This window comes from Curvibacter sp. AEP1-3 (genome assembly GCF_002163715.1).
GTDB lineage: Bacteria > Pseudomonadota > Gammaproteobacteria > Burkholderiales > Burkholderiaceae_C > Allorhodoferax.
The window spans coordinates 1460496-1479273 of the sequence record NZ_CP015698.1; the positions used below are offsets into that span (position 1 = coordinate 1460496).

The window sequence follows — 18778 nt, forward strand, 5'->3', positions numbered from 1 at the left end:
GCTTCTGACTGCAAGGCAGGGGTTTAGATGACCACCGGCTCGGGTTCCAGCAGGATGCCGAAACGTTCGTACACGCTAGTCTGTATGGCCTTGGCCAGGGTCATCACTTCGCCGCCGGTGGCACCGTTGCCGTCCACCCCGGCACCACGGTTCACCAGCACCAGCGCCTGCTTTTCATAAACGCCGGCCTGGCCTACGGTTTTGCCTTTCCAGCCACAGGAGTCGATGAGCCAGCCAGCGGCCAGCTTGACTGAGCCGTTGTCCAGCCGGTAGTGCACGACCTTGGGGTCGCGGGCGATGATGTCTTCGCACTGCTCGGCGGTGACGGTCGGGTTTTTGAAAAAACTGCCGGCATTGCCGATGACGGCCGGGTCCGGCAACTTGGCGCGCCGCACTTCGCACACCCAGTCATAAATCTGGCGCGGGGTGGGCTCGGTCACGCCATGTTCGGCCATCTTGCGCTCGATATCTGCGTAGCCCAGCACCGGCTTCCACACCTTGGGTAAGGCAAAGCGCACACGCAGAATCAAAGCGCGGTCTTTCAGGCCCAAGGGTTGGTGCATGTCCATTTCCCCGCTGCTCGCGTGCTTGAACACCGAGTCACGGTAACCAAAGGCGCATTGCGCGGCATTCAGGGTGAAGACCTGGCCGGTTTGCAGGTCGATGGCGTCCAGCGAGTCAAAGCGGTCTTGCAGCTCCACGCCATAGGCGCCCACGTTTTGCACTGGCGAGGCGCCCACCGTGCCGGGAATCAGGGCCATGTTTTCCATGCCGGGCAGGTTCTGGTCCAGCGTCCAGGTCACGAAGTCGTGCCAGTTTTCGCCGGCGCCGGCTTCCACAATCACCGCTTTAGAGGTTTCGCTCACGACTTTGAGGCCCGGCACCTCGACCTTGAGCACCAAAGGCTTCACGTCGCCTGTCAGCACGATATTGCTGCCACCGCCCAGCACAAACTTGGGCGTGGCGGCCCATTCGGGGTCGGCCAACAGGTCCCGGACGTCCTGTTCGTGGGTGATTCGGGCCAGGGCATGGGCCTTGGCGACGATACGGAACGTGTTAAACGCCTGCAGGGGAATGTTTTTCTCGACTACCATTCCCAGATTGTCTCATTGCATTTTTTAGAGCGAGCCCATGCCCTCATTTGATACCGTATGCGAAGCCGACTTGGTCAAGGTCAAGAACGGCGTAGAAAACACTGCCAAAGAAATCGGCACCCGCTTTGATTTCAAGGGCACCTCTGCCAGTATTGAAATCAAGGACAAGGAAATCACCATGATCGGTGATGCCGACTTCCAGTTAGAGCAGATTGCCGACGTACTGCGCAACAAGCTCACCAAGCAAAGCGTGGATGTGCGCTTCCTTGAGTTCGGCGATTTGCAAAAAATCGGCGGCGACAAGGTCAAAAAAGTGGTGAAGGTACGCAACGGCATTGAGTCCGAACTGGCCAAGAAAATCCAGCGCCTAGTCAAAGACAGCAAGATCAAGGTGCAAGCGGCCATCCAGGAAGAAAAAGTGCGTGTCACAGGCGCCAAGCGCGATGACCTGCAAGCCACCATGGCACTCTTGCGCAAAGAGATTACGGACGTCCCCCTGGATTTCAATAACTTCCGCGACTGATGCGCACCGCCGCCCGCTTTCTGTTCGCCCTGCTTCTGGCCCCCACTGTATGGGGCCAGACGGTAGCCATTAATGGAACGCTGGGCGACAAGGCGCTGCTGATTGTGGACGGCGGTTTCCCCAAAAGCGTGGCTATTGGTGCCACGCACCAGGGTGTGAAGGTAGTCTCCATTCAGGGTGACTCGGTGGTCGTCGAAGTTGCCGGCAAGCGGATGTCGCTGCGGGTGGGAGATGCGCCGGCCAGCGTGGGTAGCAATGCGGGACAACAGTCCAGCGGTTCCCGCGTCGTGTTGACTGCGGGCCCCGGAGGTCACTTCACCAGTGAAGGCCAGATCAATGGCCGTGTGGTCCGCTTTATGGTGGACACGGGAGCAACCGCTGTGTCTCTGGGCGTGGCGGAGGCAGAGCGCATAGGTTTGAAATACCAGAATGGCGATCGCGTGCAAATGAGTACGGCCAATGGTGTGGTGCAAGGCTGGCGCATGACGCTGGATAACGTTCGATTGGGTGATGTGCTGGTAGGTGGAGTGGACGCCGTGATTTCACCGGTCTCCATGCCCTATGTTTTGTTGGGCAACAGTTTCCTGAGCCGCTTCCAAATGAACCGTACCAACGACCAGATGGTGCTGGAACGACGCTTTTAACGACAGCATGGACGTGCAGGACGAGAACGCTTACGAAGATTTGCTAGGCCAGTGGTCGGACCTGGAGTCTGGCCTTGGCGTGATTCTGGGCAGCCCCGGCACCACTCAGCAGTTTGCGCACCGCGTGCTGCAATACGACCGGTGGATGCAAGGCCTGTTGCAACGGGACCCAGATGTGGGCCTCTACCTCTTGTTCCAGCTGGCAAGCAATTCGCCCGTGGGCTACAGCGCATCTCACGCGCTGGTATGCGCAGTGCTGTGCCACCTGGTAGCTGGTGAACTGCGGTTGCCGCTCAAAGAGCGCAACAGCCTGGTGCATGCTGCGCTCACGATGAACGTGGCCATGACTGCACTGCAAGACCAGTTGGCGACTCAAACGGAGCGCCCCAACCAAGTTCAGCAGGATGCCATTCGTGCCCATCCCATCAAAGGCGCCATGATGCTGGCCAATTTGGGTGTTGCAGATGATGACTGGCTGGACATTGTCTCCAGCCATCACGACGATGCCGTAGACCGCGACACCCCGGAGAACGCCAACGGCACACTGCGCCTGACGCGTATCTTGAAAGTGGTGGACCGGTATGCGGCGATGATCTCCCCACGGGCCTCCCGTACCGGCCGCAGCGCCATTGAATCAGCCCGTTCGGTGATGGCACGTGCCACTGCAGGGGTTGACGAAATCGGCCAGGCGCTTGTGCGTGCTGTGGGCTTGTGCCCGCCCGGAACCTATGTACGGCTGGACAACGACGAGCTGGCAGTGGTCGTCCGGCGCAGCATCAAGGCCAATCAGCCTTTTGTGGTGATCATCGGCAAGGCAAACGGCGAGTTTCACAACAACCCTCGCCTGCATGCCACGGGTGACACTCCACCGCGCATCCGTTCTGCCCTGCCTTCGGTGGCGGTGCGCACGCCGCTCAACCACTTCTTTCTGCTGCAGCTGGGTAGCCAAGCCCTGAGCATGGCCTGAACCTGCCTCTCGGCTGCGGCGGCTTACTTGGCCGCTTCTTTCTTCTTGCCCAGTTTGGACTCTGTGCCTTTGACCAGGCGGGAGATGTTTTCCGAGTGGCGCCAAATCAGAAAGATGGACATCACTGCAGTGGAGAGCAATAGGTTGCGGTCCGTTACCCACGCCACGCCATCGCCGAAGGCGTAATACGCAGGCGCAAACAAAGCCGCCACCAAAGACGCCAAAGACGAATAGCGAAAAGCATAGGCCACGATGAGCCAAGTGAGGCCTGTCGCCAGCGCCAGCCAGCCGCTGGTGGCGACCAACACACCCAGTGCAGTCGCCACACCTTTGCCACCTACAAACCTGAAGAACACCGGATACAAATGGCCGATGAAGGCCGCAAAACCTGCCAGGGCCATGGTGCCCTCGCCTAGGCCATAAGGTTGGCCCCACCACTGAATGGCAGCCACCGGCAACCAGCCTTTGACAGCATCGAGCAGCAGCGTAACAACTGCAGCTGCCTTGGAGCCGGAGCGCAGCACATTGGTGGCGCCGGGGTTTTTGCTGCCGTAGGTGCGCGGGTCGTTCAGCCCCATCACACGGCTGACGATGACGGCAAACGACAAAGAGCCGATCAGGTAAGAGGCTACCGTGGCCAACAAAGGGTACAAAACAGGATTCAAAACAGGTTCTCCAATCACTCTTCCAGCGCGCACTGTACAGGCTTGGCGCCCAGCAGTTGCACGCAGACTTGGGGGTCAATGCCTACCAGATAACCACGCCGGCCACCGTTGATGCAGATGCGGGGCAACTCCAGAATGGTGGACTCAATAAACACCGGCATGGTTTTGCGGGTGCCGAAAGGGGAGGTGCCGCCGACGAAGTAGCCGCTGTGCTTGTTGGCAACTTCCGGGGCACAGGGCTCGACCGATTTGACGCCAATCTGCCGCGCCAGATTTTTGGTAGACACCTTGCGGTTGCCGTGCATCAGCACCACCAGGGGCTTGGCGTCCTGGTCTTGCATGATCAGGGTTTTGACGACCGTAAACGGGTCAAACCCCAGCACCGCCGCGCTGTGCTGAGCGCCGCCATGCTCCAGATATTCGTAGGGGTGCTCGGTGAACGCCACCTTGTTCGCTTTGAGCAGCTGGGTGGCAGGGGTTTCAGAGACGTGGTCTTTTTTGGCCATAGGGGCGTATTTTCATACGCCTCGCGCCTCTGATCGCGTTACACCGCCGGATCGCGGATTTCCCAGCGGACTTCGTCGATCTTTTTGAGCAGCTCTTCAGGTAGCACCGTGCCCCAAGCGTCGATGTTTTCATCGAGTTGCTCCAGGGTGCGCACACCGATGATGGTGCTGGCTACTTGCCACTTGGTGTAGCAGAAGGCCAAGGCCATCTGGCTGGGTGTGAAGCCGTATTCGCGGGCCAAGGCGTTGTATTTGCGCGCGGCTTTCAGGGCATCAGGGCGACCCCAGCGCTGCTTGCGGGTGGACTCGAACTTGCGCAGGCGCACATCGGGCGACACGTTCTCGCCCAGCAGGCCTTCGTTGTCGTATTTGCCGGTCAACAGGCCAAACGCCAAGGGCGAGTAAGGCAACAGAGACACGCCCAGACGGTGCATGGTTTCGTCCAGACCGTTCTCAGCCGTGCGGGCGAGCAGGCCATAGTTGTTCTGCACGGTGGCAATGCGGGGCAGGCCATGCTGCTCTGCCAGGCGCACAAACTCATGCACCCCATACGAAGTTTCGTTCGACAGACCGATAGCGCGCACCTTGCCGGCCTTGACCAAAGTATCCATGGCGCGCAACTGCTCTTCGATGGCGCTACCGCCCACATTTTCGTTGGCGGGGTTGTAGTACATGCCGCCGAACATGGGCACATGGCGCACCGGCCAATGGATCTGATACAGATCGATGACGTCGATATTCATGCGCTGCAGGCTGCCATCGCAAGCTGCCACGATGTCTTCTGCTGTCAGGTTGCTGCTGCCATTGCGCACCCAGGGCATGCCGCGCGAGGGGCCGGCTACTTTGGTGGCGATCACCAGCTTTTCGCGGGCACCGGGGTTGGCCTTGAGCCAATTGCCGATGATTTTTTCGGTCAGGTTAAAGGTCTCCGCGCGCGGAGGCACCGAGTACATCTCTGCCGTATCGATGAAGTTCACGCCCCGCTCCAGCGAGCGGCTCAGGATGGCGTGGGAGGTGGGTTCATCGACCTGCTCACCGAAGGTCATGGTGCCCAGGCAGATGGGCGTTACGCGCAGATCGCTTTGACCAAGGGGTACAAGATTCATGAGAAATGCCGAAGTAGTAGTGGTTGGATGAAAGCCAGCGCGCGCAGTATCCCACGCATCGTCCTTCGTTGCAGGGATAACCCTTGCGTGCGGAAAGTCGCAACGCGCTAGCATTTGTTCGTCGTGAAAACTATAACCCTTGCAGCCCAAGAAGTTCGCAGGCCCTCGCATCCATGAATCTCTCAAATCTAAAGATCGGCACCAAGCTCATGCTAGGTTTTGCCAGTGTGCTGGCTCTGACCACCTTGCTGGGGGTTATGGCATTGCTCCAGCTATCCAACCTCTCGGTCAAAACGGAGCGGATTGCGACCAACAATCTGCCCAGCGTCCAGTACACGTCTGACTTGAACAACATGCTTGGCGCCATCCGGCGTGCAGAGGCGCTCCATTTGTTGACATCCGACCCAAACGTGAAGAAAGAGCAGGAAAAACGCATCGCAGAGTCCCGCAAATCGGTGGAAGCAGTCGTTGCGCGCGCCGGTGCTGTACTGGACTCTGAGGACGAGGCCAAAGCACTCGCTAACTTTCAAAAGCATTTCGCCGACTGGGCTGCGGCAGACGCCAAGATGCTGGAGCTGTCCAGTGTCAACAACGCCACTATGGCCGAAGAGATGTTCCGGGAACAGGTGGGCAAAGCATTTGAGGCGGCCATGAAGGAACTGGACATCGTCTCGGCCTACAACGCCAAGGATGGTGAGACCGTTTGGAGCGAGACCCAGGCAGTAGTTAAAACCGGCAAGATCACAGTGATCGGTGCATTGGTAACTGCTCTGGTCATTGGTGCTGCCCTCGCCATCCTGATCTCCCGTGCAATCACCAAACCTGTTGAAGACGCAGTGAAGGCAGCTCAGGAAATGTCCACCGGGGACATGACACGCGCACTCGTCGCTAATGGACGGGATGAAATAGCAGTGCTGCTGCAGTCCTTGGAGTCCATGCGCCAGAGCCTCGCCAAAGTGGTGCAAACCGTGCGGCAAGGTTCCGAAAGTGTGGAGTCTGCCAGCTCAGAGATTGCCCAGGGAAACAATGACCTGAGTGCGCGTACTGAGCAGCAAGCGAGCTCCTTGGAAGAGACTGCTGCGTCCATGGAGGAGCTGAGCGCACAGGTCAAGCACAACGCAGAAAACGCACTCCAGGCGAATCAGCTGGCGTCCAGCGCCTCCACGGTGGCCGCACGCGGCGGCGATGTGGTGGGTCGGGTGGTGGACACCATGAAAGAGATCAATGACTCCTCACGCAAGATCTCGGACATCATTGCCGTGATTGACGGCATTGCCTTTCAGACCAATATCCTGGCCCTGAACGCCGCCGTCGAGGCTGCTCGTGCGGGGGAGCAAGGCCGTGGATTCGCGGTGGTAGCTTCCGAAGTACGCGCATTGGCTGGCCGCAGCGCTGAGGCGGCTAAGGAAATCAAGTCCCTCATCAACGCCAGTGTGGAGCGGGTGGAACAAGGCTCCGCCCTTGTCAATGAGGCGGGAGCCACCATGACCGAGGTGGTCACCTCCATCCGACGTGTGACCGACATGATGGGCGAGATCAGCTCCGCCAGCAACGAGCAGTCTCTGGGCGTGACACAGGTGGGCGAGGCGGTTGCGCATATGGACCGTGCCACCCAGCAGAACGCTGCCTTGGTGGAACAAATTGCCGCCGCCGCGAGCAGCCTGAAGTCGCAATCGGCCGAGTTGGTGAGCACGGTTTCCATTTTCAAGCTCGACGGCGCGCAGAGCACGCGCAAGGTACAGGTACGTGCTCCGGAGTCGGCCAAGCAGCCATTTGCGGGTGAAGAGCGCCGCGCACTTCCTGCGAAAACTGCGCCAAAACCAACGCCTACCGCAAGCCCCAAAGCAGCGCAAGCCTTGCCCAGGCCCGCTGCGCCCGCCCCAGCCAAGGCAGTGACCGCCAAGGCTGGAGGGGATGACGACTGGGAAACCTTCTAAGCGGCAAGCGCCTTCGCGCGTGCCTCCTCTTGCAGACGCAGCACGCGGCGCTGCACTTTGCCGGTGGTGGTCATTGGCAATGCGTCTACAAACTCGATTTCCTTGGGGTACTCATAGGGCGCCAACTGGCCTTTGACGTGCGTTTGCAGGTCCTTGGTCAGTTGGGCATGTAATCGAGCCTTGGCCCCCGTATCTTCTGCGCAAGCAGCTATGAAATCAGGAGCAATGACCACAAAAGCTTTGACCAGCGCACCCCGCTCTGGGTCGGGCTTGGGCACCACGGCGGCGTTGATGACAGCAGGGTGTTTGACCAGACAGTTCTCAATCTCGCCGGGGCCGATGCGGTAGCCCGCGGCCTTGAATACATCATCACTCCGGCCCTGGTACCAGAGATAGCCTTCGGCATCGCGCACTGCGAGGTCACCGGTACGGCACCAATCGCCGGTGAACTTGGCCTCGGTGGCTTTCTGGTTTTTCCAGTAGCCCAAAAAAAAGATAGGGTCGGGTTGGCCGTGCACATCGAACCGGTGAAGTGCCACGTCACCGGGCACACCTACGGGGCATTCATTGCCGGCCTCGTCGATCACCGCCACGCGGTGGCCGGGGTAACCCATGCCCATGCTGCCCCCCTTGGCAGGCCAGTGGCGGCTGGAGTTGCCGACGATGTAGTTCATTTCAGTCTGGCCGAACATCTCGTTCGGTATGACGCCCAGCTGCTGCTCGCAATAGCCGAACACGGCGTCGCCCACGGCCTCCCCCGCGCTCATGATGGCGTCTAGCTGAAGCTTGAACTGTAGGCGCACCGTCTTGCCCTTGGCTCCCGGGTAGGCCTTCATCATGGCTTTGAGGGCAGTGGGAAACAGGAAGGTGTGTGTCACACCACAGTCGCGCATCAGCTCCAATGCCGTTTGCGGGCTGAAGCGTCCGTTGTAGGCCACGATGGGGCGGCCGAAGTACAACGTGGGCAGCAAGGCATCCATCAACCCGCCTGTCCAGGCCCAGTCGGCCGGCGACCAGAACACGGCCTTGGAGCTGCGGTTCTTTTTGCCGTCGAAGCCAAACCAGTTCTGGCTAGCCACAAAACCACTCAGGTTGCCGATGAGCGCGCGGTGGGGAATGAGCGCCCCCTTGGGGTTACCGGTGGTGCCGCTGGTGTAAATCAGCACAGCGGGCTCTTCAGCCAAGGTGTTCACCAGCTCAAACACGGCGGGCTGTGCCTGCAAAACAGCCTCAAAGCGGGCGTCTTGGGGCCCGGTCAGCAAGGCGGCATCTGCTTCCTGCAAGCCTACGCCCAGCACCGCGCGCAACTGCGGGCAAGTCTGGCGCACACTGGTCAGCGCCGGCAACGAGCCGGCATCGCAAATGGCGACGACCGCTTCGCTATCTTGCAAGCGGAACTCCAGCGCCTCCGGCCCGAACAACATGGACAGGGGCATGGCCACTGCCCCCAGTTGCAGCACCGCCATGTAGGCCACTGCGGTCTCAAACCGTTGCGGCAGCACGATGCCTACACGATCGCCGCGCTGAACGCCCAGCTTCACCAGCGCGTTGGAAAGCCGGCTTGCCTGCTCCTGCAGTTGCGAATAAGTATAAAAAGTATCGCTAGCTCCCGAGGAATATGCGTGGACAGCTACTCTTTTTGTAGCATCCGGCAGCTCTGCCCAGCGCCGGCTGCACACCTGAGCCATGTTGAAGTGCTGCGGCATCTCCCAGCGGAATTGGCTGTGCAAGGCTGCGTAGCCTGCAGGTAGTTGTGACTTGCTGGATGTGTCTCTGCCTTGACTGACGGCCATGCCTTGTCTCCTCTTCTGTCCTTATGATTTGCACAATGTACCAAGCCCGACGCCCCTTTCGCAGCGAATTCGTTCCCATCCGCAACCTGGATTACCACGTGCAAGTGTGGGGAGAGCCCGGCCCGGATAAAACGCCCTTGGTGATGGTGCACGGCTGGATGGACGTGGCTGCGAGCTACCAGTTTGTGGTGGATGCCTTCAGCGAGGACCACTACATCATTGCCCCCGACTGGCGGGGCTACGGCAAAACCAAAGTGCCGAAAACGGACAACTATTGGGTGCCCGACTACCTAGCCGACTTGGACTTTCTGCTCGACCATTACGCCCCTGACCAACCAGTGAACCTGGTGGGCCACAGCATGGGTGGCAATGTAGTCATGCTCTACGGCGGCGTGCGGCCCCAGCGCATACGCCGGCTGGTGAACCTGGAAGGCTTCGGCATGCCGGCCACCATTCCTGCCCAAGCACCCGGCCGCTTTGCCACCTGGATGGATGAACTCAAAAAGCTGCATGCAGGCGATATGGAGCTCAAGGCGTATGACAGCGCAGACGGGGTAGCCCGCCGCCTCATGAAAACCAACCCGCGCTTGGGGGCCGACAAAGCCGCTTGGCTGGCCCGCCATTGGGCCGCTGAAAACGCCGATGGCAGCTGGTCCATCCTGGGCGATGCGGCCCACAAGGTCACCAATGCACAGCTGTATCGCGTGGAAGAAGTGCTGGCCATTTACCAGCGCCTGAGCATGCCGGTGCTGGCCGTGGAGGCCTCCGACAACAGCCTGGAAATGTGGTGGAAAGGCAAGTTCACCCTGGCCGAATACCATGAGCGCCTGAAGGTGGTGCCGCAGGTGGAAATCGCCCGCATCGAGGACGCCGGCCACATGATGCACCACGACCAACCTGAAGTTCTTGCGGCGTTGATCGAGCGTTTTATCCGTTGATTTTGTGGGGCTGAATTGCGACTCCTAAAATGAGAACGTCTCTCATTTTGATTCGCAACTACCTCGCTTCATCCACATGAATAAGCTTTCTGTCCGCCGCCTTGCGCTTGCCGCTGCCGTTCTCGGCGTTTGCTCACCCGCCATCCAGGCACAAGACAAGGCGCTCAATGTGTATTCCGCCCGCCACTACCCCGGTGACGTGCAGCTCTACTCCGCATTCACCCAGGCCACGGGCATCCAGATCAAGCGCGTGGATGCGGATGATGCGGGCATTCTGCAGCGCCTGAAAGCCGAAGGCACTGCGTCTCCCGCCGACGTGATCCTGCTGGTGGATGCTTCGCGCCTGTGGCGTGCCGAGGTGGACGGCTTGTTTGCCCCCGTGAAGTCCAAGGTGCTGGATACCGCCATTCCTGCCCAGTTGCGCGGCAAGACCAGTGCTGAAGGCACTTATTGGTATGGATTCAGTACCCGTGCTCGCGTCATTGTGTACAACAAGGCCCGCGTGTCCAAAGAGAATGTGGACACCTACGAAGAGCTGGCAGACCCCAAAAACAAGGGCTTGCTGTGCACCCGCTCCGGCTCACACCCCTACAACCTGAGCTTGTTCGGCGCCATGAGCGAGCACCTAGGCAGCGCCGCCACTGAAACCTGGCTCAAGGGCCTGGTCAGCAACATGGCCCGCAATCCCGTGGGTGGCGATACCGACCAGATCAAGGCAACAGCCTCCGGCGAATGCGGCGTTGCGTTGACCAACACCTACTACCTCGCCCGCCTGATGCGCAGTGACAAGCCGGAAGACCGTGCGGTGATGGACAAGGTCGGCGTGGTATTCCCCAACCAAAGCAGCTGGGGCACCCATGTGAACATTGCCGGTGGCGCCATGGCGAAAAACTCCAAGAACCTGGCCTACGCCCAGCAGTTCCTCGAGTTTCTGGCCAGTCCCCAGGCACAGGAGTACTTCGCCAACGGCAACAACGAATGGCCGGTCGCCAAGGGCATCAAGATCAGCAACCCGGCACTGGAAAGCATGAGCGGTGGCAACTTCAAGGCGGAAACCATTCTCGTGAGCATCGTGGGCATGAACCAGGTCAAAGTGCAGCAGATGCTGGACCGCGTGGGCTACAAATAAGCTTCAAAGCACTTCGCTCAGGCGGCTTGACTGCGCAATGCGGTCAGGCCGCTTTTTTATTGAGCGTACGACTCAAAAAAATCACCGGGATCAGGCCCACCAGCACCAGCACCAAGGCCGGTAACGCCGCTTCACCCAAGCGCTCGTCTTTCGCCAGCTGAAAGGCCACCACGGCCAGGGTGTCGTGATCAAAGGGCCGCAGCACCAAGGTGGCTGGCAGCTCTTTCATCACATCCACAAACACCAGCAACCCGGCCACCAGGCTGCTGCGCACCAGCAAGGGCCGGTGCACACGCCACCACAGGCTCCAGCCGGTCACGCCCAGCATGCGGGCCGTTTCGTCCAGAGTGGCCGGCAGTTGGTTGTAGCCACTCTGGACGGTGTGCAAGGCCACCGCAGTAAAGCGCACCAGATAGGCCCAGACAACGCCGATCACGGTGGTGCTGATCCAGAAACCCACCTGCCAGTCCGGCCGTACAGCCTGTAGCCAAGCCACCGGAATCAGCAGGCCCACGACGATGACTGCACCCGGCACGGCATAGCCCATGCCGGCCAGGCTGACCACGGTGCGGGTCAAGCGGGTCGGCGTACGCCTTGCAGCAAACGCCAACGCGAGCGCCAGTGCACTGGCCAGCACTGCGGTCAACGCGGCAAGCTTGAAGCTATTGAAGCTCCAGCCCACAAAGCTGCTCCAGGGCAGAGGGCTGTCTTCCAGCCCCCAGGCTTGCCACAAGGGGCGCAACATAAACACGACCGGAAAAACAAAGCCGAACAGTACGGGCAGGCCACACACCAGCGTGGCCAGCAGTGCGCGACCGCCTTGCAAAGCGACCGGTTGCGCCGCAACCCTGCGTCCCTTGGCATTGGCATAGCGCAGGTTACGGCGGGCGTGCAGTTCCAGGCGCAGCAATAGAGCCATCAGCACCAGCAAGGCCGTGGCTAACTGGGCCGCCGCAATCCGGCTGTCCAGTACCAGCCAGGCCTTGTAGATGCCTGCGGTAAAGGTCTGAATGCCGAAGTAGCTGGAGACCCCGTAGTCCGCCAGTGTTTCCATCAGTGCCAGTGCGACACCCGCCATGATGGCGGGCCGCGCGAGCGGAATGGCTACGTGTGTCACCCGGCGCCCGAGGGATGCGCCCATCAGGCGGGCCGCATCCATCAGGTGTGCAGCGCGCTCCAGCAGGGCTACCCGCACGAGCAGATACACATAGGGATAAAGGGTAAAAACGAAAACAAGGGCTGCGCCTCCAAGGCTGCGCACTTCGGGGAACAAGCGCCCTTCCAGCCCGAAGGTGTCTCGCATCCAGGTTTGGGCCGGGCCACTGAACTGCAGAAAGTCAGTGTAGGCATACGCCACGACGTATGCAGGCATGGCTAGAGGCAATAGCAAGGCCCATTCCCAAAGGCGGCGCCCCCGGAAGTCAAACAAGGTCACGGCACAGGCGCTGGCCGTTCCGACCACACCCACACCGAGTGCTACCGCGACGCACAGGAACAGCGTCGTACCCGCATAGTCGGGCAGCACCGTGGCGGCCATCTCACGCAAAAGTCCCAGCGCGACCGCATCCCACTGCAGCACCGCGGCCACCAGCGCCAGCACCGGTAGGGATACCAGTGCCCCCATCAGGAGCAAGGCCAGCTTGGCTGGCACCGCACGCAAAGCAAAGGTCAGTTTGTCGGGAAAAAGAGCAAGCACAAACGGGCAATCGAAGAGATGAACAGCCCGGAGGGACCCTGCGGCTCTGAATGAGAATTGTAAGTATCTACAATTTTCCCCATGTACCTCGAACTCCAAGACCTCAGCGTGCGCTACCGCCCATCCCAGCCCCTTGCGGTGGACAGTGTGAGCTTTGGCCTGCGCGCCGGGGAAATCGGTGTACTGATCGGCCCTTCGGGCTGCGGCAAGACCACGTTGCTACGCGCAATTGCCGGCCTGGAGACCACGCACGCCGGCCGGATTTCGCTCGGTGGCGTCACGGTCAGTGGCAATGGAAAGGCTTTGCCGCCCGAGCGCCGCCAGATGGGCATGGTGTTTCAAGATTACGCTCTGTTCCCGCATATGGATGTGAGCAAAAACATTGCTTTCGGCATCCACGCACTGCCTGTGGCGCAACGGCGGGAGCGGGTGCAGGAGGTGCTGCGCTTGGTCGGGTTGGAAGAACACGCCGCGCGTTACCCCCATGAGCTGTCAGGGGGCCAGCAACAACGGGTAGCGCTGGCGCGGGCCTTGGCACCGCAGCCCCAATTGCTGTTGCTGGACGAACCGTTCTCCAACCTGGACGTGGACCTGCGCGAGCGCCTGGCCCAGGAGTTGCGCACCATTCTCAAGGCCGCTGGCGCCACGGCGCTGTTTGTCACCCATGATCAATTAGAGGCCTTTGCCATCGGAGACCTCATCGGCGTGATGCACCAGGGGCGCCTACACCAATGGGCCGATGCTTACACGCTCTACCACCGGCCGGCGACGCGCTTTGTGGCCGACTTCATCGGCCACGGCGTTTTCACCTCCGCCCGGGTCGAGTTGCACGAGGAACACGGCATCACTCACAAACACGTGGTCACGCCCTTGGGCGAACTGCACGGAATCCACCAGCACGAGCAGGACCGGCTGAGCCTTGGCCCTTGCGACATCCTGCTGCGGGCGGATGACATCGTGCACGACGATACGGCGGAGGTGCAGGCCCGGATCGTCAGCAAGGCCTTCCGCGGCAACGAGTTTCTATACACCCTGGAACTGCGCACCGGCGAGCTGGTCATGGCCCATGTGCCCAGCCACCACGACCACCGCATCGGCGAGTGGATTGGCATCCGGCCGGAGGTGGACCACGTCGTCACCTTTGCCAGCGAAAGCCCACCGGGGTGATGGCAACTAAAATAGCGGGTTAACCATATACACAGCAAGCAGGACCCGCATCATGGAAGCAGAACGCATCAACCTCATCGGCACCACCCTGGCAGACCTGACAAGCAGGACCCAGGAACTCAGGGGGTATCTTTGACTACGATGCCAAAGCCGAGCGCCTGCGCACCGTCAATGCATCGCTAGAAGATCCTTCGGTCTGGAACGACCCCAAGAAAGCCCAGGAACTGGGCAAAGAAAAAAAGATGCTCGATGGCGTGGTCGTCACCCTGAACGACCTGACCAGCAACCTCTCTGACAACACCGAGTTGTACGAGATGAGCAAAGAAGAAGGCGACGAGGAGAGCCTGCTCACCATCGAAACGGAAACCGCCAAGCTCACCGAAATCGTGGAGGGTCTGGAGTTCCGCCGCATGTTCAACAACCCGGCCGACCCCCTGCCCTGCTTCCTGGATATCCAGGCCGGCGCTGGTGGCACCGAGGCATGCGACTGGGCCAGCATGTTGCTGCGCCAGTACCTTAAGTACGCGGAACGCAAAGGCTTTACCGCCAATGTGGAAGACCTGACCGATGGTGATACCGCCGGCATCAAGAGCGCCACCATCAAGATCGACGGTGAATACGCCTTTGGCCACCTGCGCACCGAAACCGGTGTGCACCGACTGGTGCGCAAGAGCCCGTTCGACAGCTCAGGCGGCCGCCACACCTCGTTTGCGTCGGTGTTTGTGTATCCGGAAATTGACGACTCGATCGAGATCGATATCAACCCCGCCGATGTGCGTACCGACACTTTCCGCGCATCCGGCGCCGGTGGTCAGCACATCAACAAGACTGACTCTGCGGTCCGCTTGACGCACATCCCTACAGGCATCGTGGTGCAGTGCCAGGACGGACGCAGCCAACACAGCAACCGGGACGTAGCCTGGAAGCGCCTGCGCAGCCGCTTGTACGACTTCGAGTTGCGCAAGCGCCAGGAAGAACAGCAAAAGCTGGAAGACACCAAGACCGACGTGGGCTGGGGCCACCAGATCCGCTCTTATGTGCTGGACAACAGCCGCATCAAGGACTTGCGCACCAACGTGGAAGTGTCTGCCACCCAGAAGGTGCTGGACGGTGACTTGGATGTGTTCATCCAGGCGTCGTTGAAGCAAGGTATTTGATGAGCGCCCCTTTTCACACGCAAGCGCAATTTTCCGCAGGGCCGCCCCAAGGAAAATTAGCCCCCTTAGGGGGCAGCGAACCTCACGCAGTGGGGAGCGTGGGGGCATTTATCTTCGACATGGACGGCACCATGATCGACTCCATGCCCTCGCACAAACACAGCTGGGTGGAGTTTGCGCGCCGCAAACAGTTGCAGGTGGACATTGATGACCTGATGCGCCGCACGACCGGCCGCACTGGCATTGAGTGCATGCGCGACTTGTTTGACCACCCGGAGATGGACGAGGCCACCGCTATGGCTCATGTGCATGAGAAAGAAGCGGTGTACCGCGAAATCTTCTCGCCCATCTTTGCGGAAGTAGCGGGGTTCAAAGCGTTTTTCAACCTGGCATATGGCCGCGGCCTCAAGCTGGGGGTAGGTACGGCGGGCGACCGCCATAACCAGGCCTTTGCCTACCAGCACCTGCAGATGCCAATTGCGCCCCTCACCACCGTGGGTGGCGATGAAGGTCTGCCGGGTAAACCGGAGCCGGCCATTTTTCTGGAAGCTGCACGCCGAATGGGCGTGGAGCCTGCGCGCTGCATCGTGTTTGAAGACGCGCCGCTGGGCATCGAAGCGGCCCGCCGAGCGGGCATGCGCGCCGTAGGCATTGCCAGCAGCCACCACCCTGATGAACTGAGGGGCCCGCACGTGCTGGCCATCGTTCCTGATTACAACGCCTTGATCGCATCCCGTTTTTTGGAGACCCACCATGTTGCATCTTCGTGAGGCCTCGGGCCCTGCCGCCGTGATTCACCGCGGCGACTATTCCGCCCCCGCATTCTGGATCGACACCGTCGATCTCAGCTTTGACCTGGACCCCTCCAAGACCCGCGTGCTCAACAAGATGACCTTGCGCCGCAACCCCGATGTACAGCCCCAGCCGCTGCGTCTGGACGGCGAGGAGCTGAACCTGGCGCGTGTGCTTGTCAACGGCCAGGGCACCAGCTTCAAGATGGATGGCAACCAGCTGGTGCTGGAAAATCTGCCTGAAGGCAACGAGCCATTTGCATTGGAGATTTTCACGACCTGCGTGCCGGTGAAGAACACCAAGCTCATGGGCTTGTATGTGAGCAACGACTCCTTCTTCACCCAGTGCGAAGCCGAGGGCTTCCGCCGCATCACCTACTTCCTGGACCGCCCGGATGTGATGGCAATGTACACCGTCACCCTGCGTGCCGACAAAGCCAAGTACCCGGTGCTTCTGTCTAACGGCAACCTGGTGGACAGTGGCGACTTGGAAGACGGCCGCCACTTTGCCAAGTGGGTAGACCCGCACAAAAAGCCCAGCTACCTGTTTGCGCTGGTGGCCGGCCAACTGGTGGCGCGCGAGCAGCGCATCACCAGTCGCGCGGGTAAAGACCACTTGCTGCAAGTATTTGTGCGCCCCGGCGATCTGGACAAGACCGAACACGCCATGAACAGCCTGATGGCCAGCGTGGCGTGGGACGAAGCACGCTTCGGCCTGCCGCTGGACCTGGAGCGCTTCATGATCGTGGCCACCAGCGACTTCAACATGGGTGCCATGGAGAACAAGGGCCTGAACATTTTCAACACCAAATACGTGTTGGCGAATCAAGCCACGGCGACCGATGTGGACTACGCCAACATCGAAAGCGTGGTGGGGCATGAGTACTTCCACAACTGGACCGGCAACCGCATTACCTGCCGCGACTGGTTCCAGCTGAGCCTCAAAGAAGGCCTGACCGTGTTCCGTGACCAGGAATTCAGCCAGGACTTGTGCGCCGAGCCCAGCGCCCGTGCGGTCAAACGCATTGAAGACGTGCGCGTGCTTCGCACCGCCCAGTTCCCTGAAGACGCGGGCCCCATGGCCCACCCGGTGCGGCCTGACAGCTACATCGAGATCAACAACTTCTACACCGTCACCATTTACGAAAAGGGTGCCGAGGTCGTGCGCATGATGCAAACGCTCACCAGCCGCAAAGGCTTTGAGCGCGGCATGAAGCTGTATTTCGAGCGCTTTGACGGCCAGGCCGTGACCTGCGACGACTTCGCGCAATCCATCGCCGAAGCCAACCCACACTCCCCGTTGGAAAAGCTGCTGCCCCAGTTCAAGCGCTGGTACAGCCAGGCCGGCACGCCCCGCGTAGCAGCCCGCGGCGAGTACGACGCTGCGGCCCAGACCTACACCCTGCACTTCAGCCAGAGCTGCGCAGCCACGCCGGGCCAGCCGGTCAAAGAGCCCTTGGTCATTCCGGTGAGCCTGGGTCTGGTGGGTGCTGCCAGCGGCGCTGCCCTGCCCTTGACGCTGGACGGCCAGACCGTGGGCGACAGCCACCTGTTTGTGCTGACTGAAGCCGCCCAGAGCATCACCTTCCAGAACGTGGCGGAAGAGCCTGTGCCCTCCATCCTGCGCGGTTTCTCCGCACCGGTGGTGCTGGACTTTGACTACACCGACGCCCAGTTGCTGGCCCTGCTGGCCAATGACCCGGACCCGTTCAACCGCTGGGAAGCCGGTCAACGCCTGGCCCTGCGAAGCGCTATCAATTCCATAGCTTCTCCCGCAGATTCCACGGGCGCCAAGCCGCTGAATGATGCTTACATTGGTGCCATGCGTGCCGTGCTGCGTCACCCCACGCTGGATGCTGCGTTCAAGGAACTGGTGCTGACACTGCCATCCGAAACTTACATCGCCGAGCAGTTGGACGTGGTGGACCCGCAGCGCATTCACGCGGTGCGCGAAACCATGCGCATGCAACTGGCCACCGCCTTGCACGCCGACTGGGAATGGGCCTTTGCCGTGCACGAGAACAACGGTGGCTACCGCCCCGACCCCGTCTCCAGCGGCCGCCGTGCCCTTGCCGGCATGGCGCTCAACTTCCTGTGCCTCGCAGCCACGCACAGCGGCGACGAGATCTGGCCCGGCAAGACGCTGCAGCGCTTCAAGGACGCCGGCAACATGACCGACCGTTTCAACGCCCTGCAGGCGCTGGTGAACAGCGGCCACGCACTGGCTGCCAACGCACTCGCACGATTCCACGCCTTGTTCAAGGACGAGGCCCTGGTGCTGGACAAGTGGTTTGCCCTGCAGGCAGGCACGAGCGACCGCGGTGGCCAGGTGCTGCCCGCTGTGCGCCAGCTCCTGGCCCACCCGGACTTCAATCTCAAGAACCCCAACCGCGCCCGCAGCGTGATCTTCAGCTTCTGCAGTGCCAACCCCGGTGGTTTCCACCGCGCGGATGCCGCCGGTTATGTGTTCTGGGCCGACCGGGTGATCGAGCTGGATGCCATCAACCCGCAAGTCGCCGCCCGACTGGCGCGCGCGCTGGACCGCTGGAAGAAACTGGCCGAGCCCTACCGCAGCGCTGCGCGTGAAGCGCTGGCTCGCGTGGCCGCCAAGACCGACTTGAGCAATGACGTGCGCGAAGTCGTAGACCGCGCGCTGGCTGACTGA

At 60.7% G+C, this 18778-nt stretch carries 16 protein-coding genes; 10 read left to right on the forward strand and 6 right to left on the reverse strand.

Features of this window, described 5'->3' with window-relative positions; all coding sequences use genetic code 11:
* Positions 1 to 23 precede the first annotated feature (23 nt).
* Positions 24 to 1094 (reverse strand): UDP-N-acetylmuramate dehydrogenase, encoded by a 1071-nt coding sequence (gene murB / locus AEP_RS06980; protein ID WP_087494717.1) that lies wholly within the window; start codon positions 1092 to 1094, stop codon positions 24 to 26.
* A 37-nt stretch (positions 1095 to 1131) separates the two neighbouring features.
* Here murB and AEP_RS06985 point away from each other — a divergent pair, with 37 nt between their 5' ends.
* From AEP_RS06985 to AEP_RS06995, 3 genes are read left to right on the forward strand one after another with little or no spacing between them, the layout of a single operon-like run.
* Positions 1132 to 1617 (forward strand): YajQ family cyclic di-GMP-binding protein, encoded by a 486-nt coding sequence (locus AEP_RS06985; RefSeq protein ID WP_087494718.1) that lies wholly within the window; start codon positions 1132 to 1134, stop codon positions 1615 to 1617.
* Positions 1617 to 2261, forward strand: coding sequence for a retropepsin-like aspartic protease family protein (locus tag AEP_RS06990; RefSeq protein ID WP_087494719.1), 645 nt, complete (start codon positions 1617 to 1619; stop codon positions 2259 to 2261). Before AEP_RS06985 ends, AEP_RS06990 begins: the two co-directional genes overlap by 1 nt.
* Positions 2262 to 2268: 7 nt before the next feature.
* Entirely contained in the window at positions 2269 to 3228 is a 960-nt protein-coding gene (locus AEP_RS06995) for an HD-GYP domain-containing protein (RefSeq protein ID WP_087494720.1), read from the forward strand.
* Positions 3229 to 3251: 23 nt separating this feature from the next.
* Here the strand turns inward: AEP_RS06995 and plsY are convergent, their stop codons facing one another.
* Genes plsY through AEP_RS07010 form a run of 3 tightly spaced genes read right to left on the reverse strand, consistent with a single transcriptional unit; the run spans position 3252 to position 5505 of the window.
* On the reverse strand, positions 3252 to 3893 hold the full coding sequence (gene plsY, locus AEP_RS07000; RefSeq protein ID WP_087494721.1) for a glycerol-3-phosphate 1-O-acyltransferase PlsY: 642 nt from the start codon (positions 3891 to 3893) through the stop codon (positions 3252 to 3254).
* Positions 3894 to 3907: 14 nt separating this feature from the next.
* Positions 3908 to 4399, reverse strand: a complete 492-nt coding sequence (locus AEP_RS07005; protein ID WP_087494722.1) for an aminoacyl-tRNA deacylase — start codon at positions 4397 to 4399, stop codon at positions 3908 to 3910.
* Positions 4400 to 4437: 38 nt separating this feature from the next.
* Positions 4438 to 5505: an aldo/keto reductase gene (locus AEP_RS07010; protein ID WP_087494723.1), complete on the reverse strand. Its 1068-nt coding sequence runs from the start codon at positions 5503 to 5505 to the stop codon at positions 4438 to 4440.
* A gap of 173 nt (positions 5506 to 5678) precedes the next feature.
* On the opposite strand from AEP_RS07010, the gene AEP_RS21275 reads away from it, so the two are divergent.
* Entirely contained in the window at positions 5679 to 7442 is a 1764-nt protein-coding gene (locus tag AEP_RS21275) for a methyl-accepting chemotaxis protein (RefSeq protein ID WP_087494724.1), read from the forward strand.
* Here the strand turns inward: AEP_RS21275 and AEP_RS07020 are convergent.
* Entirely contained in the window at positions 7439 to 9235 is a 1797-nt protein-coding gene (locus AEP_RS07020) for an acyl-CoA synthetase (RefSeq protein WP_087494725.1), read from the reverse strand. The genes AEP_RS21275 and AEP_RS07020 overlap by 4 nt on opposite strands.
* A 35-nt stretch (positions 9236 to 9270) precedes the next feature.
* On the opposite strand from AEP_RS07020, the gene AEP_RS07025 reads away from it, so the two are divergent.
* Entirely contained in the window at positions 9271 to 10173 is a 903-nt protein-coding gene (locus tag AEP_RS07025; protein ID WP_087494726.1) for an alpha/beta fold hydrolase, read from the forward strand.
* Between the two features lie 76 nt (positions 10174 to 10249).
* Positions 10250 to 11302, forward strand: a complete 1053-nt coding sequence (locus tag AEP_RS07030) for an extracellular solute-binding protein (RefSeq protein ID WP_087494727.1) — start codon at positions 10250 to 10252, stop codon at positions 11300 to 11302.
* A gap of 43 nt (positions 11303 to 11345) precedes the next feature.
* Here the strand turns inward: AEP_RS07030 and AEP_RS07035 are convergent, their stop codons facing one another.
* Positions 11346 to 12926, reverse strand: coding sequence for an ABC transporter permease (locus tag AEP_RS07035; protein WP_087497228.1), 1581 nt, complete (start codon positions 12924 to 12926; stop codon positions 11346 to 11348).
* 153 nt (positions 12927 to 13079) lie between these two features.
* Here AEP_RS07035 and AEP_RS07040 point away from each other — a divergent pair, with 153 nt between their 5' ends.
* From AEP_RS07040 to pepN, 4 genes are all read left to right on the forward strand, one after another.
* Positions 13080 to 14165 carry an ABC transporter ATP-binding protein gene (locus AEP_RS07040; RefSeq protein WP_087494728.1) on the forward strand — a complete coding sequence of 362 codons (1086 nt, stop codon included), beginning with the start codon at positions 13080 to 13082 and terminating at the stop codon, positions 14163 to 14165.
* A 52-nt stretch (positions 14166 to 14217) separates the two neighbouring features.
* A protein-coding gene (gene prfB, locus AEP_RS07045) for a peptide chain release factor 2 (RefSeq protein WP_157673072.1) occupies positions 14218 to 15322 on the forward strand; the annotation gives its coding sequence in 2 pieces (ribosomal slippage) (positions 14218 to 14298 and positions 14300 to 15322; 1104 coding nt in all).
* Between the two features lie 98 nt (positions 15323 to 15420).
* Positions 15421 to 16092 carry an HAD family hydrolase gene (locus tag AEP_RS07050; RefSeq protein WP_257789659.1) on the forward strand — a complete coding sequence of 224 codons (672 nt, stop codon included), beginning with the start codon at positions 15421 to 15423 and terminating at the stop codon, positions 16090 to 16092.
* Positions 16076 to 18778 (forward strand): aminopeptidase N, encoded by a 2703-nt coding sequence (gene pepN, locus AEP_RS07055; RefSeq protein WP_087494730.1) that lies wholly within the window; start codon positions 16076 to 16078, stop codon positions 18776 to 18778. The genes AEP_RS07050 and pepN overlap by 17 nt, the downstream gene beginning before the upstream one ends.

Excerpts from the sequence above, each read along its gene's own strand:
- murB (WP_087494717.1), bottom strand. The coding sequence starts at position 1,094 with ATGGTAGTCGAGAAAAACATTCCCCTGCAGGCGTTTAACACGTTCCGT.
- AEP_RS06985 (WP_087494718.1), top strand. The coding sequence starts at position 1,132 with ATGCCCTCATTTGATACCGTATGCGAAGCCGACTTGGTCAAGGTCAAG.
- AEP_RS06990 (WP_087494719.1), top strand. The coding sequence starts at position 1,617 with ATGCGCACCGCCGCCCGCTTTCTGTTCGCCCTGCTTCTGGCCCCCACT.
- AEP_RS06995 (WP_087494720.1), top strand. The coding sequence starts at position 2,269 with ATGGACGTGCAGGACGAGAACGCTTACGAAGATTTGCTAGGCCAGTGG.
- AEP_RS07005 (WP_087494722.1), bottom strand. The coding sequence starts at position 4,399 with ATGGCCAAAAAAGACCACGTCTCTGAAACCCCTGCCACCCAGCTGCTC.
- AEP_RS07010 (WP_087494723.1), bottom strand. The coding sequence starts at position 5,505 with ATGAATCTTGTACCCCTTGGTCAAAGCGATCTGCGCGTAACGCCCATC.
- AEP_RS21275 (WP_087494724.1), top strand. The coding sequence starts at position 5,679 with ATGAATCTCTCAAATCTAAAGATCGGCACCAAGCTCATGCTAGGTTTT.
- AEP_RS07020 (WP_087494725.1), bottom strand. The coding sequence starts at position 9,235 with ATGGCCGTCAGTCAAGGCAGAGACACATCCAGCAAGTCACAACTACCT.
- AEP_RS07025 (WP_087494726.1), top strand. The coding sequence starts at position 9,271 with ATGTACCAAGCCCGACGCCCCTTTCGCAGCGAATTCGTTCCCATCCGC.
- AEP_RS07030 (WP_087494727.1), top strand. The coding sequence starts at position 10,250 with ATGAATAAGCTTTCTGTCCGCCGCCTTGCGCTTGCCGCTGCCGTTCTC.
- AEP_RS07035 (WP_087497228.1), bottom strand. The coding sequence starts at position 12,926 with ATGGGGGCACTGGTATCCCTACCGGTGCTGGCGCTGGTGGCCGCGGTG.
- AEP_RS07040 (WP_087494728.1), top strand. The coding sequence starts at position 13,080 with ATGTACCTCGAACTCCAAGACCTCAGCGTGCGCTACCGCCCATCCCAG.
- pepN (WP_087494730.1), top strand. The coding sequence starts at position 16,076 with ATGTTGCATCTTCGTGAGGCCTCGGGCCCTGCCGCCGTGATTCACCGC.